Source organism: Streptomyces sioyaensis, from assembly GCF_004122735.1.
GTDB lineage: Bacteria > Actinomycetota > Actinomycetes > Streptomycetales > Streptomycetaceae > Streptomyces > Streptomyces sioyaensis.
The window spans coordinates 84,517-106,178 of sequence record NZ_SDIF01000003.1 but is presented as its reverse complement, the minus strand read 5'-3'; the positions used below and the strand labels follow the sequence as shown (position 1 = coordinate 106,178).

At 69.3% G+C, this 21,662-nt stretch carries 19 protein-coding genes and 1 pseudogene; 16 read left to right on the top strand and 4 right to left on the bottom strand.

Annotated features, from left to right (window positions below; genetic code table 11):
• The first annotated feature begins 481 nt into the window (after nucleotides 1–481).
• From EST54_RS01965 to metX, 6 genes are read left to right on the top strand one after another with little or no spacing between them, the layout of a single operon-like run.
• The gene (locus EST54_RS01965; RefSeq protein WP_161989241.1) at nucleotides 482–1,390 is read left to right on the top strand and encodes a DMT family transporter; all 909 of its coding nucleotides are present in this window, start codon (nucleotides 482–484) and stop codon (nucleotides 1,388–1,390) included.
• On the top strand, nucleotides 1,387–2,565 hold the full coding sequence (locus EST54_RS01960) for a type III PLP-dependent enzyme (RefSeq protein WP_129244301.1): 1,179 nt from the start codon (nucleotides 1,387–1,389) through the stop codon (nucleotides 2,563–2,565). The genes EST54_RS01965 and EST54_RS01960 overlap by 4 nt, the downstream gene beginning before the upstream one ends.
• Nucleotides 2,566–2,575: 10 nt before the next feature.
• The gene (locus EST54_RS01955) at nucleotides 2,576–3,643 is read left to right on the top strand and encodes a fatty acid desaturase (protein ID WP_129244300.1); all 1,068 of its coding nucleotides are present in this window, start codon (nucleotides 2,576–2,578) and stop codon (nucleotides 3,641–3,643) included.
• Nucleotides 3,630–4,961: an O-acetylhomoserine aminocarboxypropyltransferase/cysteine synthase family protein gene (locus EST54_RS01950; protein ID WP_129244298.1), complete on the top strand. Its 1,332-nt coding sequence runs from the start codon at nucleotides 3,630–3,632 to the stop codon at nucleotides 4,959–4,961. Before EST54_RS01955 ends, EST54_RS01950 begins: the two co-directional genes overlap by 14 nt.
• The gene (locus EST54_RS01945; protein WP_129244296.1) at nucleotides 4,958–5,692 is read left to right on the top strand and encodes a gamma-glutamyl-gamma-aminobutyrate hydrolase family protein; all 735 of its coding nucleotides are present in this window, start codon (nucleotides 4,958–4,960) and stop codon (nucleotides 5,690–5,692) included. The genes EST54_RS01950 and EST54_RS01945 overlap by 4 nt, the downstream gene beginning before the upstream one ends.
• A gap of 15 nt (nucleotides 5,693–5,707) precedes the next feature.
• On the top strand, nucleotides 5,708–6,844 hold the full coding sequence (gene metX, locus EST54_RS01940) for a homoserine O-acetyltransferase MetX (protein WP_203525399.1): 1,137 nt from the start codon (nucleotides 5,708–5,710) through the stop codon (nucleotides 6,842–6,844).
• 153 nt (nucleotides 6,845–6,997) lie between these two features.
• Here metX and EST54_RS01935 read toward each other — a convergent pair whose 3' ends face one another.
• Nucleotides 6,998–7,642, bottom strand: a complete 645-nt coding sequence (locus EST54_RS01935) for an isochorismatase family protein (RefSeq protein ID WP_129244294.1) — start codon at nucleotides 7,640–7,642, stop codon at nucleotides 6,998–7,000.
• Nucleotides 7,643–8,270: 628 nt separating this feature from the next.
• Between EST54_RS01935 and EST54_RS01930 the strand changes: the two genes are divergently transcribed.
• The 9 genes from EST54_RS01930 to EST54_RS01895 all read left to right on the top strand — a co-directional run bounded on the left by EST54_RS01930 (nucleotide 8,271) and on the right by EST54_RS01895 (nucleotide 17,374).
• On the top strand, nucleotides 8,271–11,117 hold the full coding sequence (locus EST54_RS01930) for a helix-turn-helix transcriptional regulator (RefSeq protein ID WP_129244292.1): 2,847 nt from the start codon (nucleotides 8,271–8,273) through the stop codon (nucleotides 11,115–11,117).
• 290 nt (nucleotides 11,118–11,407) lie between these two features.
• Entirely contained in the window at nucleotides 11,408–11,605 is a 198-nt protein-coding gene (locus tag EST54_RS01925; RefSeq protein ID WP_129244290.1) for a hypothetical protein, read from the top strand.
• Nucleotides 11,606–11,701: 96 nt separating this feature from the next.
• Nucleotides 11,702–12,565, top strand: coding sequence for a hypothetical protein (locus EST54_RS34230; RefSeq protein WP_161989240.1), 864 nt, complete (start codon nucleotides 11,702–11,704; stop codon nucleotides 12,563–12,565).
• Nucleotides 12,562–13,584, top strand: a complete 1,023-nt coding sequence (locus tag EST54_RS01920; protein ID WP_161989239.1) for an alpha/beta fold hydrolase — start codon at nucleotides 12,562–12,564, stop codon at nucleotides 13,582–13,584. The genes EST54_RS34230 and EST54_RS01920 overlap by 4 nt, the downstream gene beginning before the upstream one ends.
• Entirely contained in the window at nucleotides 13,584–14,228 is a 645-nt protein-coding gene (locus tag EST54_RS01915; protein ID WP_129244286.1) for a hypothetical protein, read from the top strand. Before EST54_RS01920 ends, EST54_RS01915 begins: the two co-directional genes overlap by 1 nt.
• The gene (locus EST54_RS01910; protein WP_129244284.1) at nucleotides 14,225–14,992 is read left to right on the top strand and encodes a class I SAM-dependent methyltransferase; all 768 of its coding nucleotides are present in this window, start codon (nucleotides 14,225–14,227) and stop codon (nucleotides 14,990–14,992) included. Before EST54_RS01915 ends, EST54_RS01910 begins: the two co-directional genes overlap by 4 nt.
• Before the next feature lie 302 nt (nucleotides 14,993–15,294).
• The gene (locus tag EST54_RS01905) at nucleotides 15,295–15,609 is read left to right on the top strand and encodes a type VII secretion target (protein WP_129244282.1); all 315 of its coding nucleotides are present in this window, start codon (nucleotides 15,295–15,297) and stop codon (nucleotides 15,607–15,609) included.
• Between the two features lie 5 nt (nucleotides 15,610–15,614).
• Nucleotides 15,615–16,742, top strand: coding sequence for a WXG100 family type VII secretion target (locus EST54_RS01900; protein WP_129244280.1), 1,128 nt, complete (start codon nucleotides 15,615–15,617; stop codon nucleotides 16,740–16,742).
• A gap of 14 nt (nucleotides 16,743–16,756) precedes the next feature.
• A complete protein-coding gene (locus tag EST54_RS01895) occupies nucleotides 16,757–17,374 on the top strand; it encodes a hypothetical protein (RefSeq protein WP_129244278.1) in 618 nt (205 codons plus the stop codon).
• A 233-nt stretch (nucleotides 17,375–17,607) separates the two neighbouring features.
• On the opposite strand, the gene ychF is transcribed toward EST54_RS01895, so the two are convergent.
• Nucleotides 17,608–18,696 carry a redox-regulated ATPase YchF gene (gene ychF, locus EST54_RS01890; RefSeq protein ID WP_129244276.1) on the bottom strand — a complete coding sequence of 363 codons (1,089 nt, stop codon included), beginning with the start codon at nucleotides 18,694–18,696 and terminating at the stop codon, nucleotides 17,608–17,610.
• A gap of 364 nt (nucleotides 18,697–19,060) precedes the next feature.
• Between ychF and EST54_RS36000 the strand changes: the two are divergent.
• A pseudogene (locus tag EST54_RS36000) lies at nucleotides 19,061–19,561 on the top strand (DUF6542 domain-containing protein); the annotation flags it as partial.
• A 61-nt stretch (nucleotides 19,562–19,622) separates the two neighbouring features.
• Here EST54_RS36000 and ppgK read toward each other — a convergent pair.
• Nucleotides 19,623–20,516, bottom strand: coding sequence for a polyphosphate--glucose phosphotransferase (ppgK, locus tag EST54_RS01885; protein WP_129244274.1), 894 nt, complete (start codon nucleotides 20,514–20,516; stop codon nucleotides 19,623–19,625).
• Nucleotides 20,517–20,601: 85 nt separating this feature from the next.
• Entirely contained in the window at nucleotides 20,602–21,633 is a 1,032-nt protein-coding gene (locus EST54_RS01880; protein ID WP_129244272.1) for a 4-hydroxy-3-methylbut-2-enyl diphosphate reductase, read from the bottom strand.
• Nucleotides 21,634–21,662: the final 29 nt, after the last annotated feature.

Here is a 21,662-nt window from a genome sequence, read left to right as displayed (position 1 = left end):
CCGCGCACGGGATTCACCGCGCCGGATTCGGCTCCGGCTTCGAAATGCCGAGGCGGCCCGCCACGACAGTGGACGCACCGGCCGCGCAAGCCCCGATCTCCACTGATTTCGAAGTTCCACGCTGTCGCGGTGACGGCGGAACAAGCACGGCATCGGAATTTCCCGGGAAAGGCGGCCGTACGGATTCCGTGGCACCCCGGCCAAGCTTTGTCGGGTCTTTACCGTCGGGGCATTCGTAAATCGTGACAGATGCAGCCTGAGACGCCCAAAGGGCAGCTCTTCGAGGGGCGCGGCGACAGGACCAAACCCCTTGACAGTCAAGTGAGTTGACCTCCAGGATCATGATCACCGGCCATCAAATGTGCGGCCGCTCCGTCTCTTTTCTTCAGCATCCAGGGAGAAAGTGCGAACGGATCCCTCCGACTTCACCGCAAGAGCCGTTCCTGGAGTTGAATTGCATCGCTTACGGCCTTATGGGGCCTTGATCGCCGCTGCGGGAAGCTGGGGTGTGGCTACCGCCGTAGCGAAATACGCCGTGGACGGGATCGGCGCATTCACCACCCTTTTCATCGAGGTCGGCACCGCCGCGGCCGCGCTGTGGATCGCCATGCTGCGGGTGCGTCCCCGCAGGACCGTACCGCTGCGCCACTACCTTTTTCTCGGGCTGCTGGAGCCGGTGGTGGCTTACGGCGCGCTCGATCTGGGACTGCAGCACACCGGCGCGGCGGATGCCGCACTCCTGGACGGCCTGCAATCCGCGATGGTCCTGGTCATGGGCGTCGTCTTCATCAAGGAAGCCGTCAACCGCCGCAGCGTGGCGGGTGTTCTCGTCGCCACCGTCGGCGCCGCGCTGCTGACCGGTGCGCATTTCACCCTCAGTGGCAGCATCGGTGATGCCCTGGTGCTCCTGGGAGCTCTGGGCGCGTCGGCGTCGGTGATCGTGGTCAGCCGTCTCGCCGCGGAGGCGTCGGCACTGGAACTCACCGCCTATCAATTCGGATTCGGGTTCCTCTTCACGATTCCCGTCATGGCCGTCGTATGGGGCACCGGCTCCGAGAAGGTTCCCGACGCCGCGCAACTGCCGCATATCGTGGCCGCGATGGCCATCGGACTGGTCAGTTTCGCGCTGGGCTACCTCGCCTACAACTACGCGGTGTCCCACGTGGCCGTCGGCGTGGCCGGCATGGCCCTCAACCTGATACCGCTCTTCGGTGTCGTGGTCGCCGTGCTGTGGCTCGGTGAGGATCTCTCCATGCCCAAGGTGATCGGTGGCGCGCTGATTCTCGTCGGAGTTTTTCTCTTTCCCTACGACACGGACACCGAGTCCCCGAAAGATTCCGAGAAGCCGACGGCTTCGGAAGTCGCGATTCCTGAGGAGGCAACATCATGACGGACCGCCATATACCCGAGCCGGCTTATTCCCGGCATGACGCATACTTCCGTAGGCACAATCTGCCCACCCCCTGCCTGCTGTTCGACCTCGACGTGGTGTCCGGCAACATCGACCGGCTGCGCGATGCCATTCCCCAGGCCGAGATCTACTACGCCGTCAAGGCCAACGCCGAGCCGGCCCTGCTGAAGCTGCTGGCCGCATCCGGCTGCTCCTTCGACGTGGCAAGCCCAGGAGAAATCGACCTGTGCCTGGCGGCCGGCGCGGATCCCGGGCGGATCAGCTACGGCAACACCGTCAAGAAGGCCAAGGACATCGCGTACGCGTATGAACGCGGGGTGCGGCTGTTCGCCTTCGATTCGGCCGAGGAACTCGACAAGCTCGCGTCGGCCGCGCCGGGCGCCCAGGTGATCTGCCGGGTCACCGTGGTGACCACCGGCGCCCAGTGGCCGATCAGCAGGAAATTCGGCTGCTCGCAGGAGGACGGCACAGCGCTGCTGCGCCGGGCCCGCGACCTCGGACTCCAGCCGTACGGTGTGACGTTCCACGTCGGTTCGCAGCAGCGGAATCCCGAAAGCTGGGACGAAGGCATCGGCATCGCCGCCGAGTTGTTCGCCGCGTTGTCCGCCGACGGAATCGAGCTGGAGCTGCTCAATCTCGGCGGCGGCCTGCCGGCCGGATACGACGCCGGGGTGCAGGCTCTGGAGGCGTACGGCAAAGCCATCCGCGAGTCGCTCGGCCAGCACTTCCCGGACCCGCCGCGGCTGATCATCGAGCCGGGCCGCTTCCTGCCGGCCGAAGCGGGCATGGTGCGCTCGGAAGTGGTCCTGGTCACCCAGCGCAGCGAGCCGGTCGAGAAGCGATGGGTGTACGTCGACGCGGGGCGCTTCGGAGGACTCGCCGAGACCGAGGACGAGGCAATCCGCTTCCCGCTCGGCGTCAGCCGGAACGGCGCGCCCGTCGCTTCCCCCTCCGGTCCGGCGGTCCTGGCAGGGCCCACCTGCGACAGCGCCGACGTGCTGTACGAGCGGAATCCCAGGACCCTGCCCCTCGATCTGCGGCCGGGTGACCACATCGACTTCCTGGCAGCGGGCGCGTACACCGTCCCGTACGCGTCCGTCGGCTTCAACGGCTTTCCTCCGCTGCCCGCCTACTGCTTCTCCGGCGAGGTCTGAGGAGGAAAAAATGAGCGCAGACGAGACGACCTGGGCATACACCGGCCGCAGATACACCATGTATCGCTTCCCGGCCGCCGTGGAAAGCGGCATCAAGGAACTGAACAAGCCCGACAACTGGCATGTGCTGGCCGCCTGGGTCGAGGATGCCGTCTGGATGGCCGGCTGCGTACTGCTGTGCGTCCTCGGTTCGTACTGGTTCTATCCGCTGGCGGCGCTTCTCATCGGAGCGCGCCAACGGGGGTTGTCCACATTGCTGCACGACTGCGCGCACGGTGTCGGTATCGCCAACCGGAAATTACAGATGACCGTCGGCACCGTGCTCACCGCGTATCCGATTTTCCAGCAGCACTACGCCTACAAGGTGTCGCACGTCTACACGCACCACCCCCGTCTCGGCAGCCCGGACCTCGATCCCGACCTCCGGTTCTTCATCGAGCAGGGCGCCTATCGGCGGTCCGCCACGGGATCGTATGTGCGGCGGGTCGTGCTCATGCCGCTGCTCGGCTCACAGACCTGGGGCTATCTGCGCTATCTGATACGCAACCGCTACCGGGTGCTCAAAGGTGCCGAGAAGCCGTCCACGGCCGCGAATCCGGTACAGCGCCGCAAGAAACTGCTGGACCGCCTGGGCTTCTGGGGCTTTTGGGCCACCGTTGTGGGTCTCGCCTGGTACGGCGAATGGCTCACCGGACTGCTGCTCTTCTGGGTCATCCCCTACCTGACGAGTTTTCAGATCCTCGGCTGGTACATCGAGTTGTCCGAACACACTCCGCTGGTCCGGGATTCCGCGGTGGATCTCTACATGACGCGGAACCGCAAAAGCCGTCTGTGGGAGCGGCTGCTGACCGGTATTCACCACGATCACTATCACCTGGAGCACCACCTCGACCCGCGAACCCCCTACTACAACCTGGCCAAGGCCCGGGAGATCCGTATGCAGGACCCCGCATACGCCGCCGTCGACGCGCAGTTCGGCGGTCTCTTCCACCGCGGGCCGGAAGGCCAGCAGAGCGCGATCTCGGCCATTGTCCGATCGATGACCACGACCGAGGAGCCCGCCCGTGCCGACGCATGACCTGCCTGCCGACCGCAAGGCATTCCGCACCCCGGAGTCCGCCGCCATCCACGGCGGATACGAATGGCGCACGGGGATCACCCCGCCGGTTGTCACGCCGATCTTCCAGACGTCCGCCTTCGAGCTGCCGAGCACCGCGGCAGCGGCCGGGATCTTCGATCTCCAGCAGGACGGCCATGCGTACACCCGCCTCAACAACCCCACCTGCGATGTCCTTGAGGAACGCATGGCGGCGGTGGACGGAGCGGCGGCCGGGCTGGCCGTCGCGTCCGGCCAGGCCGCCGTCTCCCTGGCCCTGCTGAACATCTGCCAGGCCGGCGACAACATCGTCAGCTCGGACGAGCTCTACGGCGGCAGCTGGAACCTGCTCGCCAACACCTTCGCCAGGTTCGGCATCGAGACCCGTTTCGTCAGCCCGTCCGATCCCGAGAACTTCGCGGCGGCCACCGACGAACGGACGCGCTGCTACTTCGGCGAGACGCTGCCCAACCCCCGTCTCCGCCTGTTCCCGATCGAGGCGGTGTCCGACCTCGCGGAGCGGGCGGGCGTGCCGCTGGTCCTGGACAACACGATGACCCCGTACGTGTGCCGGCCGATACGCCACGGGGCCCACATCGTCGTGTACTCCGCGACCAAATACATCGGCGGGCACGGCTCCACGCTCGGCGGACTGATCCTCGACTCCGGCCGGTTCGACTGGCACCGGCACGCGGACCGGCACCCGCTGATGACCACCCCGGACGCGGCCCACGGCGGCGCGGTCTGGACCCGCACCGGCAGTGGCCTGAACAGCCCGCTGGGCCGCAGTGGCTATCTGCTCAAGGCACGCGAAACGCTGCTCCGCGACCTCGGACCGTGCCTGAGCCCCTTCAACGCCTGGCTTCTGCTGCAGGGACTGGAGACGCTGCCGCTGCGCATGCGCGCCCATGGGGAGAACGCCCGACGGATCGCGCAATTCCTCTCCGGCCACCCCAAGGTCGAAGCGGTGCGTCACACGAGCCTGGCCACCGGCGAGGAAGCCGCTCTGGTGGAGCGCTACCTGGACGGCAACAGCGGTCCGCTCCTGCAATTCGAGCTGGTCGGCGGCCGGGCCGCGGGCTGCCGGTTCATCGAGTCCCTCCGCCTTGTCTCGCACGTCACCAACATCGGGGACGTCCGCTCCCTGGCCACCCACCCCGCGTCGACGACCCACGCCCAGCTGCCGGAGGCCGAACAGCTCGCGGCCGGTGTCACCCAGGGGTCGATCCGGCTGTCCGTCGGGGTCGAGCACATCGACGACCTGCTGACCGACCTGGAGAGGGCACTCGAAGCCTCATGACCCGACCGCTTGTCGCCCTCGCCTGCACGACCGAGACATGGGACGGAGTCCCGCACACGGCGGTCCGCAGCGCCTACGTCAAAGCCCTGGAGGACGTGTCCGGCTGCGCCGTCGCCCTGATACCCGGCCCCGGCCCGGCCTGGCACATCGACGACCTGGCCGGACGGTTCGACGGGCTGGTCCTCGGCGGTCACGAGAGCAATGTGGCCCCCGAGCACTACGGCGGCCCGCCCGCCCCCGGACCCCGCGACCCGGACCGCGACACCCTCGCCCTGCGCGCCGTCCACCCGGCGATCGACGCCGGACTGCCCCTCCTGGGCATCTGCCGGGGACTGCAGGAGCTGAACGTCGCCCTGGGCGGATCGCTCCGCGATCTCGGCCCGTCGTCCGCCCACCGGGAAGACCTGTCGCTGCCGCGGGACGAGCAGTACCTGCCCGCCCACGACGTGCAACTGGCCGAGGACGGAACGCTGCGCCGGCTTCTCGGCGGCGAGGGGACCGTACGGGTCAACTCCCTGCACCAGCAGGCGATCGACCGTCTCGCACCCCACCTGCGGGTCGAGGCCACGGCACCCGACGGAGTGATCGAAGCCGTGTCCGCGCCCGGAACGGACTCCTTCGTCCTCGCCGTCCAGTGGCATCCCGAGTGGTACGCCGCCGACGACCCGGTGTCGCGGCAGATCTTCCATGCCTTCGGAACAGCCGCGGAAAAGCATGCGGCGGCCCGCTGAACACGGAGCACAGAAGTGGATGAATTCCCCGCCCCCACCAGCCCGTACATCCAGTTCGCCGGCCTGTTCTCCCCGGACCGTCCCCTGGTGCTGGAGTCCGGGAAGACCCTGCCGCACGTCCAGGTCGCCTACGAGGAGTACGGGCGGCCGGACGCATCCGGTGAGAACACCATCTTCGTCTGCCACGCCCTCACCGGGGACTCGCACGCCGCCCGCCACACCCCGGACGACCTGCCGGGCTGGTGGGACACCATGGTCGGCCCCGGCCGCCCGGTCGACACCGACGTCTTCCATGTCGTGTGCGCCAACGTGCTCGGCGGCTGCGCCGGCACCACCGGCCCCTGCTCGGCGGGCCCGGACGGCCGGCCCTACGGCCCGGAATTCCCCGCCGTCACCGTGGGCGACATGGTGGCCGTACACCGAGAACTCCTCGCACACCTCGGAATCTCCCGCCTTCACTCGGTGATCGGCGGATCGCTCGGCGGCATGCAGGCCCTGGAATGGCTGCTCCAACACCCCGGCGACGCACGGAACTTCACCCTCATCGCCACCGCCGCCCGGTCGACCGCCGACAATCTCGCGGCGAACGCGGTGTGCCGCGCGGCAATACGGTCCGACCCCGGCTTCAGCGACGGGCGGTACGCGGAAATCCCCGGTCATCCAGGTCCGGTCGACGGTCTCGGCACCGCCCGGATGATCGCTCACCTCACGTATATGTCGGCCGAATCCCTGGAAACCAAATTCGGCCGGCGCAGACAGCCGGCCAAGACCGGCACCGGCCCCTCGTACGGCCCCTACGCCGTGGAGCGATACCTCGAACACCAGGCACGGAAACTGGTCGCCCGCTTCGACGCCAACAGCTATCTCTGCCTGACCGCCGCCATGGACGCTTACGACGCGTTCGCCCGCCCCCATGCCGTCGACCCCGGCACCGCGCCGTCCGTTCACCTCTTCAGCTTCGCCTCGGACCGGCTCTTCGGCGCGGAGTCCACCCGCCACCTCCACGAGCAGCTGTCAGCGGCCGGATTGACGGTGAGGGAATACCGCGACACCTCCTCGGCCGCCGGCCACGATGCCTTTCTCCTCGAAGTCCCGGGATACCTGGCGCACATGGACACGCTTCTCGCGCCCACTGATCACATACGGGTATAGCGAAACCCGTCGGCAAGGCCGGCTTCACGATCGGTCTGCTGCTCCCGGGGCGAGCGCCGGATCGCTTTGACGAGTTCGACCAGCCGCTGCGTGAGAAGAGCTTCCTGCCTCCCCCGTGCCGGGCAACCGAGTCCGGGGCGGGGGCTGTTGGCTTCAGCCTTCCGGCGCTGTGGCACGGGCTTGCAGTAGTTCTTCGACGGCGAGGACTCGACCGCTCATGGTGCCGATCAGGTCCAGAGCTGCGGTATGGCGGTAGGCCGTGTAGTCGGCGGTGGCGTCGAAGGGGATGAACGTCTGGATGTCACGCGCGACGGCGTCCAGGCTCGTGGCCAGGATCCCGTGGCTGGCGTACACCCCGGTGATGATCAGCTGGTCGCGGCCCCGGCGGCGGAGTTCCGTCTCAAGGTCGCTGGCGTAGAAGGCGCTGTAGCTGCGCTTGATGATGCGGGTGACGTCGGGAGCGCCGAGCCTGGCTACTGCCGTCTGTGCGGCCTGCGCCGGGGACAGGCCCATCCCCCAGCATGTGCCCAGGAGCCCGCGCTGGATCAGGTGGGATGCCGGCCGTGGGCCGCTGGCGAGTACGGGGACCGCGTTGTCGTCGGCCCAGGCCAGGACACGCTCGACCTGTGTGACGAGGAAGTGACGGGACCGAGCGGAGAGCGCGTCGAGGTAGTGCGGCTGAAGGTCGTGGGCGAGCAGCGCCGTTCGCGCGGGTTCGATGTTCCACGACGGGCCGCCACAGTGGTCGCGCAGGCAGGCGACGTCGTAGTCCTCGGACGGCACGGAGAAAGCGCTCATGAATCCCTCACTGTCGTGACCACCTGTGATGGCAGCACCGGTTACTGGCTCTCCCCGCTGTGGGCGAGGGCCAGGTCGAGCGTAAGAGTTGGCCTCCGGTCGAAGACACGGGAAGGGGCCACAAGGGCGTCTCCTGCACCATGCTCCTCCGGCTCGCCCTGCACGCCGGAATCTCCGCTTCCGCCCTGACGAACGAGCGAGGCCAAATCCTGTGGTTCGCCACACCCCGTGTCCGAGGGAACCACGAAGTTACCGAAGGCGCGTTGATCGAAAGGCCGACGCCGTGTTCCTCTTTTCTGCAGAATGTCCGGGTCCTCTCATCCGGGCCTCGTGCCGCTTCTGCCGCAATTGAGGAAAATCCTTGCGCGCGGATTCCGGGGGTTACGGACCCTGCCCGAGTGGATGCGGTGGGTCATGCGCTGTGGTCGGCGGAGGTTGTAGTGCGACGGGTCCAGCGGCGCGCCGCGGCTCAGGGTGTGCGCGGCGGGCGGCCGGAAGTGCCTGGGGCCGGCACGATCAACCAGGGGCCGTGTGGTCACCCCGCCCCGCAGCGACCGGCGGGGCCACAGGCTTCGGGCGGTCCTCGGATCCTGTCGGCACGTCCGCGCACAGAACGACAGGAGCGCTGATGGTCGCCAGGCTCCCGAGATTGCTCGGCCGGGACCACGAGCTGGCTCGCGCAGGGCAGCATCTCGCGGCGGCGGCCGACGGCGTCTCAGGTCTGCTGGTCGTCCACGGGGAAGCCGGGGCGGGCAAGACCTCGCTGCTCAACGAGGGCCTGGCGATGGCGCGGGAGCGTGGCTTCACCGTGCTGTCCGCGCACGCCAGCCCGGGCGAGCGGGCGTTCCCCTTCGGTGTCGTGCGCCAGCTGTTCGAGCCGCTGCTGTACGCGGCCTCGGAGCAGGAGTGGGACGCGCTGTGTGACGGCGTCGCCGACCCGGCGGTGCGCATCCTGCGCAAGGAGACCCTGGAGAACGCCGAACCCGGTCGGCAGGCATCCTTCGCCGAACTGCACGGCCTCTACCGCCTGTTGATCAACCTGGCGCACCGCGGACCGGTGCTCGTCATGGTCGACGACCTCCAGTGGGTCGATGTGCCGTCCCTGCGCTGGCTGAGCTCGTTGCCCTTCCGTATCCAGGGCCTGCCGGTCGCCGGACTGGCCGGAGTCTGCGACGGCGAACCCTGCGACGACGACGCCCTGCTCGACGAGCTGCTCAGCCGCGCCCACGAGATCCGGGTCGGCCCACTGGACCCGGCGAGTACCGGGGAGCTGGTCGCGACCGCTCTCCGCTCGGCCCCGGCGCCGGAGTTCGTGCACGCCTGCGCGACCGCCACCGGCTCGAACGCCCTCCTGCTGAGCAGGCTGCTCGCCCTGCTGGCCGACCGCGGGACCGAGCCGACGGCCGAGGCGGTGGCGGTGATCGAGGAACTCGACCTCCGGCGGCTGCTCCCACCGCTGTACGCCCGGCTGCGCCGGGCCTCCCCGCACGGTCTGGACCTGGTCAGGGCGGCGGCGGTGCTCGACGCCCCGGCCCGCCTCGACCACCTGGCCGCCGTCGCGGACCTGGAGGCCTCCACAGCCGCGGTCGCCGTCGACAGGCTGTCCCGCATGGGCCTGCTGCACGGGAACCACGACGCCCTGGTCTTCGCCCACCCCGTGTTAGCGACAGCGGTGCTGCAGGACATGACCGAGGGCGGGCGGGCTCTCGCCCACTCCCGCGCCGCCCATCTGCTGCGGGAGACGGCCGCGCCGACCGAGCAGGTCGCCTTCCACCTCCAGCGGACCCAGGCGGTCGACGCACCGTGGGCGAGCGACGTGCTGCGCACCGCGGCGCGCAACGCCCTGACCGCAGGGGCGCCGGAGGAGGCCGCCGCCCATCTGCGGCGCATGCTGCGGGAGCCGCTGGACGACCCCGAGCGGGGAGCCGCACTCGTGGAGCTCGGCAATGCCGAGCTCCACGTGGGATTCGACCCCGCGGTGGAGTACCTGCGCAGCGGACTGGAACACCTCGACAACCCGCTCCCGCGCGCCGAAGCGGCGTACCAGACGGCCCGGGCCCTGTGGCTGACCGGCTGCCACGACGAGGCAATACGCCTGCTCGATTCGGCCGTCGACGGCCTCGGCAGCCGGGATCCCGCCACGACCCGGCGGCTCAGGCTCAGCCGGATCGCCCACACGGCGATGCGGCTGTCGACCGTGGACCGGGCGGTCGCGGAGCTGGCGGAACTCGAACGAGCCCACCCCGCGGGAGCGCCGGACGAGCAGCCAGCGCCCGCCCTCGCCGCACTGCTCAGCTGCCACGAGAGCCAGCTGGGGCACCGCGCGCAGACCACCGTGCTCCTGGCCCGGCGCGCACTGGACCAGAGCCTCCTGCACGACGACAACGAGCCCATGGTGAACGCCGCCCTGATCATCGCGCTGCTACGGGCGGACGAGCTGGAGGCGGCGTGGAGCCACTGCGACCGGGAGGTGCACGAGGCCCGGCGGCGGGCTTCCCCTCTGATGCTCGCGGTGACCCACGCTCTGCGCGCCCTGGTCGCCCACCGTACCGGTCGGGTCCCCAGGGCCCTGGCCGATGCACCCGCTGCCCTGGGCCACTGCGAGGAACTGGGCCTGAAGCCGGGAGAGGGCTTGTCCGTATGGGCGCTGGCCGCCTTGCTGGACGCGCTCGTCGAGCGGGGAGAACTCTCCCGGGCCGCCGAGGAGCTCGACGCGCGCGGCCTCGCCGGGCCCCTCCCCGAACTGCTGCCGTTCAACGACCTCCTGTTCAGCCGGGGGCGGCTGCGGGTCGCAGCGGGAGACTTCCGGCAGGGCCTCGACGACCTGCTGCTGTGCGGGAGCCGCTGGGCCGCCTGGCAAGCCCCCAGCCCCGCGGTCGCCCCCTGGCGATCCCAGGCGGCGCTCGCCTGTGCTGCGCTGGGCGACGCCGCCACCGCACACCAACTGACCTGCGAGGAAACGAAGCTGGCGCGGCAGTGGGGCACGCCGAGAGTGCTGGGCATCGCCCTGCGCGGCGACGGTGTCGTGGCCCGCGGGCCCGCGGGCCTGGAACTGCTCCGTGAGTCCGTCGGCGTACTGGAGGGCGCCTCGGCCCCGCTGGAGCTGGCTCGGTCACTCGCCGAACTGGGCGCCGGGCTGCGCAGGTCGGGCCGCCGGACCGAGGCTCGTGGGCCCCTGCGCCGCGCGGCGGAACTGGCCCGGGATTGCGGAGCCGACGCGCTCGTCACCCGCGCCCGTGACGAGCTACGGGCCTCCGGCGGCCGCCTCCGCAGAACGCACCGGTCCGGCGGCGGCGCCGGACTGACCGAGGCCGAGCGCCGGGTCGCCGTCAGGGCGGCCGGAGGACAGACCAACCGGGACATCGCCCGGGAACTGCACGTCACCAAGCGGACAGTTGAATTCCACCTCACCAACGTCTACCGGAAGGCCGGCGTCTCCCGGCGTTCCGAACTGGCCGCCGCGCTCGACCTCTGATCACCGGCACGCCGCAGCGTCGCCTCCCGTGGCCCACGCACCGCCCCACCCTCCGGGCCTGCACCCATGCACCTCGGCGCACCGTCCCCGAAGGCCGACCGGTGTGCTGTGGCTTCGGTCGCCGCCGCTAACACTGCGGTCCTGACCGTCGTGCCCGGTCCGGGGCCGCTCCGGCAGATTCTCTTTCACACCACCCGACGGTGGTGGACGGCACGGGCGTACGGCAGCCGCCCCGGCGGCCTCGGGCCGAGGTGCCGTGCATTCAGGCAACACCCTCAAGGAGGAACACAGTGAACACGATGCTGCACAAGGTGAACACCAGCGAGGAACTGCGCCGGCTCCCGATCCGCTCGGACGAGACCACGGGCCGCGACGTGTCCGCCCCGGTGCTCGCCACCCCCGCCATCGCCGCGACTGTGGGCGCGGTTTCCGCGGTGGCCGACGTCGTCGGGGCCACCTATGCCTTCGCCAAAGCCGTCGGCGGCTGAGACCGGGTCCGCAGCGTTACACCAACCCCATGATGAGCCGTTGAATTCGGACGTCATCTGAACCGGTGGCCGGGGACGGAAACGGAAAGACAACAGATGAAGATTTCCTCAGCTGCGAGGAGCCTGTTCTCCTCCCCGGCCATCGGCCGGAACCAGGCGCTGACCGCCGCGGAACAGATCAGCGCCACGACGCACCTCATGAGCAGCCTCGAACTCCTGGCGACCGACAGGGACCGCCGCGAGGGAGGGTTGAACAACTGGGCAGTGGCACGAGGCAATTTCGCCACCGGGTCGCCGCGGGTGCGCAGAATTCTCGATGCTGTCGCACACCGCAGAAGCACCCACGTCATTCACGTGACCAGAGCGATTGCCGCGGCCTCGCTGCTGGTGCCCGGAACGCACCGCCGGCACCGTGCGGCGGCGAACGGGTTCCTCGCCCTGACCTCCGTCGCCACCCATCCGCGGCATCACTACGGGAGCGACGGCTCGGACCAGCTCTCCTTTCTCGTACAGCTGGTGGCGACGGTGGCCAGGCTCGGCGAGCGGCAGCCCAGGATCGTGGACGCCTGCCTGTGGTACGTGGCCCTGCAATCCACGCTGTCGTACGCGGTATCCGGATGGGTCAAGGTCACCAGCCCGGTGTGGCGTTCCGGCGCTGCGCTGCCGGGCATCATGCGCACCGAGACGTACGGGGACGAGAAGGTCTACCGCGTCATCCAAAGGCACCCGCGGATTTCCACCGCGGTGGGGCACCTGGTACTCGCCATGGAATGCGGCTTCCCGGCGGTGTTCCTGGCCCAGGGAAAGTACGCGCCTGCCGTATTGACGGTGAGCGGCGCGTTCCATCTGGCCAATGCACGCGTGATGGGCCTGGGGCGGTTCGTGTGGGCGTTCCTGGCCACGTACCCCGCCGTGCTCTATACCGCCGGGGGCGGAGCGCACTCCGGAGGTGGGCGGTGAGCGACCGCATCGATGCCCTGCCCCGTCTCGCGGGCGGCCTGCTGGGAGCCGGGATCGCGGCGGGGACGGTGAGCCAGTTCCTGCGGCACCGCAGGGTGATGCACGGCCACGGTGACGAGCCGACGCTGGAGACCGGAGCAGGAAACCTGCTGTCCTACCGGTTCAGCGAACCGGAACGCCCCGTCGCACCGGACGCTCCTGTGCTGGTCTTCGAGACCGCGCTGCTGTCCACGGCCGAACACTGGGCCTGGCTGGAGACCGCGCTGGCCACCGACCACCCCGTACTGTCGTACAACCGGGCGGGCTACGGCCCCAGCGAATACCGTAAGTCCGCACCGTTCACCCTCGGTTCGGCCGTCGCCGACCTCGTGGACCTGGTCCGGGGGGTCTGCGGTGCGCGCCCCGTGGTGCTCACCGGGCATTCCCTCGGCGGGTACCTGGCCCTGCGGGCACTTCGGCCGCTGCGCGAGGCCGCAGCCGGCGCCGTACTCATCGACCCCAGCCACCCGGCCGAACTGCTCAGGTCGCATCGCCAGGCCGAGGGAGCCCGGCGCCTCGGCCCCACCCTGTCGCTCATGCCCACGTCCATGCGCCTGGGGCTGGGCGCGCTGCTCTCCCCGCCGCAATGGCTGGGCCGGCTCCCCACGGATCTGCAGCGGCTCGCGCTGGCCCAGTACCGGGACTGGAAGCTGTGGCAGGCCGGCGCCCGGGAATGGGAGGCGACGTATGGCGAGTTCCTCCATCACGACGGGATCCTTCCCGAGATCGGTGTCCCGCTGCGTCTGGTCGCCGCCACCAGGACCCACGAACGGGACCCGACCCAGGCGGAACTCCACCAGGAAATCGTCGCCGCGGCACCGCACGGCGACCAGTTCCTGATCGACGACACGGACCACGACGCGCTGCTGCTCGACCGGCGTCCGGCCTGCCGGATCGCGGAACTGATCAGCGATTTCGTCACCGGTCTGAGCACGAAGGATCTCAGCACGACGGATCCGAGCACGAAGGCGAGGCACTGATGCCCATGCTGGGAAAGGAGCGGGCGCGACCGGCTTCGGGGGACGCCGCCGGGCGGGCAGTGGAGTTCGCCCTGGCCGCGTGGCTGCTGGTCACCGTAGTGAGCCACCATCCGCACCAGATCTTCGACCGCCTGCGCCCGTACGACAAGGCCGGCCTGCTCATTCCGAACTGGAGGTTCTTCGCCCCCTTCCCGGCCCAGCACGACTTTCACGTGCTGTACCGGACGCTCTCGGTCTCGGACCAGGAGTCACCGTGGCAGGCGGCCTCCCGGATCAACCGGAGGAAGTGGTCCCAGGTCTTCTGGTTCCCGGGACGGCGCCAGGAGAAGGCGGTGTTCGACATCTGCCACGAACTGGTCGGGACGGCGCCGGAGAACATCCAGATGTCCACCACCCCAGCGGCCCGGCTGCTGAGCGACTTCGTACTCCGGCACATCAAGGAGCACGACGCGGAATGGCCCGGCATCACCGGATTCCAGTTCCTGGTGGCTCGCTACAGCGGCCACGACGATTCGGAGGACCCGCAGTACGACTTCGTCTCCCCGTTCGTGCCGCTGACGGAGGCGGACCGCCACGAGGGCGGAACCAAGGGCCACGCGGGCAGACCGTACGACCGTACGGAACGAAGGGAGGGCGCCGCATGATCCCCCTCGGCAACATCGCTTACGGCCGCCAGTTCGCGGACTTCTACGACCAGGTTTTTCCCAAGGACGAGTCGGCCGACCGGACGGCCGCGGCCCTGGCCGCTCTCGTGAAGGAGGACGGCACCGCCCTGGAGCTCGGGGTGGGCACCGGACGGATCGCGATCCCGCTCGCACAGCGGATCGGCTCGGTGGTCGGTGTCGACTCCTCCCCGGAGATGCTCGATGTACTCCGGCGTGACGTGGCGCAGAGCACGGCACACGTCGTACCGGTCCACGCCGACCTGTGCGGGTACGTGGACGAATCCGAGTACGCGCTGGTGTACAGCGTGTGCGGCACCTTGTCGATGCTGCTCGACGCCGAGCAGCAGCGCCAGGCGGTGCGGCACGCGGCGGACCGTCTCGCCCCCGGTGGCCACCTCGTGATCGAGACGCATCACGCCGCCGCCGTGCTGGCGCTGGCCAACGGCGACCGGACCGCGACCTTCTTCGTCCCGTACCCCGAGCCGGACACCGGCCTGCTCACCTCGTGGACGTTCGACACCGAGGCATCGCTGTGGCAGGCGTCGCACATCTGGTTCGACCACGGCACCGTCCGCATCGGTACCGAACTGAGCAGACTGACCTCGCCGGAGGAGATCGGCTCCTACACCGCCGAAGCGGGGCTGGAACCGGTCGGATGCCATGCGGACTGGAGAGGCAGCCCGTTCACCGAGAAGAGCCCGATGTTCGTCGGGATCTACCGGAAACCCGAGCGCCGCCGGTGAGCGCGGGCGAGGACTTCCAGGGCTTGGAGGTCGTCGGCCTGGTCGAGGACTTCGGCAGCAAACGGGTGCGAACCACCCAAGGAGGGCGACCAAAAGCGGCTGACAGCCGCCCAAGCACTCGGTCCGGTCCGCTGCACGAGCTGTCGGATATGCATCGGGACCAGGTGTTTTTGCCTTTCAATGGCCTCTCTCATTCTAAAAATTTCCCAGCCTTGTCACGGCCTTAATGCATGCGCGGCACTGGCCCGACCTGTCGCCCGTTAGCGTGTTCGGCGAAGATCACGTTCATCAGGGGGAGCCTCATGGCGCACGAACACTTCACCGTTCATCCAGAAAAACTCCGGGCACTGTCCAAGGACTTCACCCACACCGGCGCCCGGCTCGACGCACAGATCAAGCACTTCGCCGACAAGGCGGAGAATGTGGACGACGCATTCGGAGTTCTCAGCGAATCCACCGAAACGCTGGAGAAATACGTGGAGATGACGCAGGCCACGGTGACCAGCCTCCAGCAATTACGCCAGCAACTGGCCGGATATGCCAAGGGACTCGACCACTCAGCGGCCAGCTATGAGCACATCGATGCGCAGCATGCGGCCGCGTTCGAGGGGGCGTAGCGACCGTGGCCGAAGACCAGCAGCACATCGAGAAGAGCTTCAACATCCTCAAGCCCGGCGGAAACCCCGAGGTTCTGCGTAAGTGCGCCGCGGCGTGGCGAGATATGGCCCAGGACCTGCGCACGGTGGGCACCGATCTGAACCAGCAGGTGGCGGACCTGGACACGACCGACTGGGACGGGCAGGCGGCCACCGGGTTCCGCGCGCACTGGCAGCATACGAAGGAGCAGATCGATCATGCGCTGCCCCGCTTCCATGAAGTAGCGAAGGAGCTGGAGCAGGCGGCCGACCATATCGAGGACACCAACAAGCAGGTTGAGCACGTCCTTGAGGAACTCGCGGTCACCGCGGCAGTAGGCATTGGACTGACCGTCGTCACAGCGGGATTCTCCGATCTGGTGGCCGCCGGTAGCGCGGCAGCCGAAGTTGCCGAGGCGGGCGTCGTCGTCGCACGGCTCGGCCGGGTCCTCAAGCAGGTCGAATCGGCCCTGGAAACCCTTCGGGAGCTCATGCAGTCCAGCAAGCTCCTGAAATTCGGTGTGGAATTCGCGACGAACACCGCAGGCAACTTCACCGGAAACGTGCTGGGCCAGGTATTCACCGGCCAGGAGGTCACCGTGGGTCAGGACTTCCAGGACGCGGCAGTGGCCGGTGGCGTAGGCAGCGTATTGGGGGCGGGCGGCCGGGCGCTGGGCACGAAGCTGCCCGGTGCGCTCGGCGATGTCGTCGGAGGCAAAGGCTTCTGGGGAAGGACAGCCACGGGCGCAGTCACCAGCGGCGCCGGCCAGATGGCTGCCGACGGGGTGGACATCGCCGACAACCATGCGGGTGGCAAGACCAGCGACAGCATCGTCCCCGATCTGATCACCAGCGGCCTCGGCGGCGCGGTGGGTGGAGGGGCGGTGCACGCCGGTGACTCCTGGTACGAGCGCGGCGGCCTCGGCGGAGGGGGGCGGCACCGCGCCCCCGAGACCGGTCCGAGCTTCGGTCCCGGACGGGAGGCCGCCACCAATGGCGTGGTGTACGGAGACTTCAACGCCAATGAGACCGACCAGACAGCCGACCATCCGGACAGCCCGTTCGACAAGCCCCGATCCGCGCTGACCGACCCGGACGGCGCGTACAAGAGCTGAGGAGACAGCCAAGAATGTGGCGGGTCTGGAAGAGCGTCCGCTCATACCGCCAGGATCCCGAATGGCGTTACCGGAAACGGGAGTCCCGTGAGTGGGTGAAGGCATTCGGCCCCCCTGCCCACCCCTTCGGTAAGCGCGGCAATCACGTCAAGCACGTACTCGAAGGGCGGGTACGCGGATACGAGACGACGTTCTTCCACCTCGCCGCCGTGCATGAAGGCGGACGGCACCCCTCCGATGTCAGCAGGTATTCGGTGGCGGTGCTGCCCCTCCCGGGCGCGCTGCCCGCTACCGAGGTCTCCGTCGCCAGCCTGGTGCGCTGGCTTGGCACGGAACCTCTGCCACCCCGCGCCGGCATCGCCGTCCATCTGCTCCCCGGCCGCAAACCCCGCATGGTCGCATGCTCGGTCGATCCCGACTTCGCTGGACTGATCCTCACGGAACGGGTGGTTCGGATGACGGCGGACGCGAAGATGGGCTGGCGGCTGCACGGGGACCACATGATCGGGTGGATCAAGGAGCACAAGCCGTACCAGCGAATCATCGGGCTCGCAGAGGTGATGGCCGATATCGTCGGGGAGTTTCCCGTGTCGGTTTGGAGCCGGGACTCCGCCGAGCAAGAGCACTACTGAAGTTGACCAAGTGATTCGGTCCACCGCCAACTGGGACCGCAACGGTCGCGCACGGCGTCAAGGGCCCGTCAGGCACCCGGGCTTACTACGAAGCCGGTCACCCGCCATCTCCTCCGGCAACGGTCCCGGAGACCGTCGGCCGCCTCCCTCACCGGGCGGCCTCCACCACTTCCGAACAGAAGAAGCCCTCCGACCTGCGCGAACGCAGACCGGAGGACTCCCGTTCGAAAACGTCACACGTTGAACCGGAACTCCACCACATCCCCGTCCTGCATCACGTACTCCTTGCCCTCCATGCGGGCCTTGCCGGCCGCGCGGGCCTCGGTGACCGAGCCGGTGTCCACGAGGTCGGCGAAGGAGATGACCTCGGCCTTGATGAAGCCCTTCTGGAAGTCGGTGTGGATGACACCGGCGGCCTCGGGGGCGGTGGCGCCCTTCTTGATGGTCCAGGCGCGGGTTTCCTTGGGGCCGGCCGTCAGGTAGGTCTGCAGGCCGAGGGTGTTGAACCCGACGTGCGCGAGGGTGGCGAGGCCGGGCTCGTCCTGGCCGACGGACTGCAGGAGCTCCAGGGCCTCGTCCTCGTCGAGCTCGGCGAGGTCGGCCTCCAGCTTGGCGTTGAGGAAGATCGCCTCGGCGGGGGCGACCAGGGCGCGCTGCTCGTTCTTGAAGTCCTCGTCGGTCAGCTCGTCCTCGTCGACGTTGAAGACGTAGAGGAAGGGCTTGGTGGTGAGGAGGTGGAGGTCGTGGAGGAGCTCCTCCTTGCCGGAGCCCTGGACGATGCCCGCGGAGAAGAGGGTGTCGCCCTTCTCCAGGATCTCCTTGGCCGCCTCGACCGCCTTGACCTTCGCCACCACGTCCTTCTTGATGCGCGACTCCTTCTGGAGGCGCGGCAGCACCTTCTCGATCGTCTGGAGGTCGGCGAGGATCAGCTCGGTATTGATCGTCTCGATGTCGTCCTTGGGCGAGACCTTGCCGTCGACGTGGACCACGTTCTCGTCCTTGAAGGCGCGGATGACCTGGCAGATCGCGTCGGACTCGCGGATGTTCGCGAGGAACTTGTTGCCCAGGCCCTCGCCCTCGGAGGCGCCGCGGACGATGCCCGCGATATCGACGAAGTCGACGGTGGCCGGGAGGATCTTCTGGGAGGAGAAGATCTCGGCCAGCGCGGCCAGGCGCGGGTCGGGCACGCCGACGACACCGACGTTCGGCTCGATGGTGGCGAACGGGTAGTTGGCCGCCAGCACGTCGTTCTTGGTCAGGGCGTTGAACATGGTCGACTTGCCGACATTCGGCAGACCGACGATTCCGATCGTGAGCGACACGGTGGCGACTCGACTTCCGAAGGGGAGGTGGTGGGGTGGGCAGCCGCTCCGGGACGGGAACCCTGGACGGCCGATCCACCAGTCTACGGGGCGGGGGACGGCGCGCCGCCGCCACCGGGACCGGCCACGCGCCCCGCTCCGCCCCCGCGGGGAGCGAACTCGGCGCAAGCTCGGCCAAAGCGCGTGTCCCGTAACCGGTTAATCCCACTTAGCGGCCTACCGTGGCCGGGTGGAGCAACACGAAGCGCGCACGCACCAGGACAGTCCGCCGCGGTCCGCCTACCCGCCCGCGGGCCCCGACGCCCGGCTCCCGCGCCCCGCGGAGGCCGTGGCACCCGACCCCGACGACGCCTTTCTCTCCGCGATGCGGGCCTCCGGGTTCACGTCCGTGCCCGCCTCCGCACCGGCGGCCGTCCATGCCGCGGCGCGCGGTCCCGCACCGGCCGGGGCCGCGCGGGCACCCACCCGGGCGGCCTTCGCCGCGGCCCCCGCCCCGCTGCCGGCCGAATCCTCGACCGTCTACCGGGCGCGGCCGCAGCGGCTGCCCGCCCCGCCGCCGGGCCGGCCGCGCCGGGTGCCGGCGGCCCGGCTCACCGGCCTCGGCTGCTGGCTCCTGGCGACGCTGGCGCTGCTGGTGTTCGCCTTCCTGGACCAGTTACTGCTGGGCGGCGCCCCGAGCGCGTACGGCGTGTGCTACCTGCTGGTGGCCGTCGCCGCGGCGGTGTGGGTCAGGCCGTACGACCTGGTCTGTGCGCCGGTGACGCTGCCGATCGCGTTCACGCTCGGCGCGCTGCCGATCCAGCGCGGCGGGGAGGGGTTCGACGGCCTGCTGATGGGCCTGTTCACCGTCCTCGCGCTGAGCGCGGGCTGGCTCTATGCGGGCACGCTGATCTGCGCGCTGCTCGCGCTGGTCCGCCGGGTGCTGATCATCGCCCGTCGTCGGGCCAGCCGACCGGCGAATCGACCGCGGAGCGCACCGCCCGGGCAGCCGGGCCGGCCGACGACGCGGTCTGCGGACCGGGGGCGGCCGCGGCCCGGGAACCGTCCGCGGCAGGTGGCTCGCCAGCCCGAACGGCGTGCGCAGCCATCGCGGCCCCCACAATCCCCGCATTGTTCTGAAGCTGAGCCGGCACGATCTCGGCTCTGATGCCCTCGATCAGCGGCAGGAACTTCTCCGCCTTGCGGCTCACCCCGCCGCCGATCACGAACAGCTCGGGCGAGAAGAGCATCTCCACATGGGCGAGGTACTTCTGGACCCGGTGGGCCCAGTGCTGCCAGCTCAGCCCCTCGTCCTCCTTGACCTTGGTGGAGGCGCGCTTCTCGGCGTCGTGGCCGTGCAGCTCCAGATGGCCGAGCTCGGTGTTGGGGACGAGGCGGCCGTCGGTGAAGAGGGCGCTGCCGATGCCGGTGCCGAGGGTGAGCACGATGACGGTGCCGGCCCGGCCGCGGCCCGCGCCGTAGCGCATCTCGGCCAGGCCGGCGGCGTCCGCGTCGTTGAGCAGGGTGACCGGGCTGCCGCCGGCCTCGCCGCCGAGTCTGCTGGTGAGCAGCGCGCCGGCGGCGGTGCCGATCCAGGCCTTGTCGACATTTGCCGCGGTACGGGTCGTCCCCTCGGTGACCACGCCGGGGAAGGTCGCGCCGACCGGCCCGGACCACCCGAAGTGGTCCACGACCTGTTTGACGCCGTCCGCGACCGCATCCGGGGTGGCCGGATGCGGGGTCAGTACCTTGTAGCGCTCGTCCGCGAGGTCGCCGCGCTCCAGATCCACCGGGGCACCTTTGATGCCCGATCCGCCGATGTCCACACCGAAGACCCTCATGGGAAAAGGCTAGGCGTCGGCGGGGCCGCGCGCCCCCGGGATGGGCAGACGCCCGGTCCCGGAAGCAGGTCGAGGGCGGCCGGGGTCAGCCCTCGGTGGCGGCCTTCGCCTCGGCGCGCAGGTCGCGGCGCAGCTCCTTGGGCAGCGAGAAGGCGATGGACTCCTCGGCGGCCGTGATGGTCTCGACGTCCTCGTAGCCGCGCTGGGCGAGCCAGTCCAGGACGCCGTGGACGAGGATCTCGGGGACGGAGGCACCGGAGGTGACGCCGACCGTGCCGACGCCCTCCAGCCAGGCCTCGTCGATCTCCTCGGCGTAGTCGACCAGATGGGCGGCGCGGGCGCCCGCGCCCAGTGCCACCTCGACGAGGCGCACGGAGTTCGAGGAGTTCTTGGAGCCGACGACGATGACGAGATCGGCCTCGGCGCCCATCTGCTTCACCGCGGTCTGACGGTTCTGGGTGGCGTAGCAGATGTCGTCGCTGGGCGGCGAGAGGAGGTTGGGGTAGCGGCCCTTGAGGGCGTCCACGGTCTCCATGGTCTCGTCGACCGAGAGGGTGGTCTGGGAGAGCCAGACGACCCGGTCCGGGTCGCGGACCTCGACGTTGGCGACGTCCTCGGGGCCGTCGACCAGGGTGATGTGCTCGGGGGCCTCACCGCTCGTGCCGATGACCTCTTCGTGGCCTTCGTGGCCGATCAGGAGGATGTCGTAGTCCTCCTTGGCGTAGCGGACGGCTTCCTTGTGGACCTTGGTGACGAGCGGGCAGGTGGCGTCGATGGTGGCGAGCTTGCCGCGCTTGGCCTCGTCGTGGACGACGGGCGCCACGCCGTGCGCGGAGAAGATGACGATGTTGCCCTCGGGCACCTCTTCGGTCTCGTCGACGAAGATCGCACCCTTCTTTTCGAGGGTCTTGACGACGTACTTGTTGTGCACGATCTCGTGGCGTACGTAAACGGGCGCGCCGTACTGCTCCAGGGCCTTCTCCACGGCGATCACGGCGCGGTCCACGCCCGCACAGTAGCCACGGGGGGCGGCGAGCAGGACCTTGCGGCCGTCGCTGCGGCGCGCTGCGTCTTCGCCCGGGGTGGCGGCGGGCGTCGGGCTGGGCGAGGAAGTCATGCGTCCCATCGTAAGGGCGTGCCACCGCC

Coding starts and splice junctions, on each gene's coding strand:
- EST54_RS01960 (WP_129244301.1), top strand. CDS start 1,387: ATGACGGACCGCCATATACCCGAGCCGGCTTATTCCCGGCATGACGCA.
- EST54_RS01955 (WP_129244300.1), top strand. CDS start 2,576: ATGAGCGCAGACGAGACGACCTGGGCATACACCGGCCGCAGATACACC.
- EST54_RS01945 (WP_129244296.1), top strand. CDS start 4,958: ATGACCCGACCGCTTGTCGCCCTCGCCTGCACGACCGAGACATGGGAC.
- EST54_RS01935 (WP_129244294.1), bottom strand. CDS start 7,642: ATGAGCGCTTTCTCCGTGCCGTCCGAGGACTACGACGTCGCCTGCCTG.
- EST54_RS01930 (WP_129244292.1), top strand. CDS start 8,271: ATGGTCGCCAGGCTCCCGAGATTGCTCGGCCGGGACCACGAGCTGGCT.
- EST54_RS34230 (WP_161989240.1), top strand. CDS start 11,702: ATGAAGATTTCCTCAGCTGCGAGGAGCCTGTTCTCCTCCCCGGCCATC.
- EST54_RS01915 (WP_129244286.1), top strand. CDS start 13,584: ATGCCCATGCTGGGAAAGGAGCGGGCGCGACCGGCTTCGGGGGACGCC.
- EST54_RS01910 (WP_129244284.1), top strand. CDS start 14,225: ATGATCCCCCTCGGCAACATCGCTTACGGCCGCCAGTTCGCGGACTTC.
- EST54_RS01905 (WP_129244282.1), top strand. CDS start 15,295: ATGGCGCACGAACACTTCACCGTTCATCCAGAAAAACTCCGGGCACTG.
- EST54_RS01895 (WP_129244278.1), top strand. CDS start 16,757: ATGTGGCGGGTCTGGAAGAGCGTCCGCTCATACCGCCAGGATCCCGAA.
- ppgK (WP_129244274.1), bottom strand. CDS start 20,516: ATGAGGGTCTTCGGTGTGGACATCGGCGGATCGGGCATCAAAGGTGCC.
- EST54_RS01880 (WP_129244272.1), bottom strand. CDS start 21,633: ATGACTTCCTCGCCCAGCCCGACGCCCGCCGCCACCCCGGGCGAAGAC.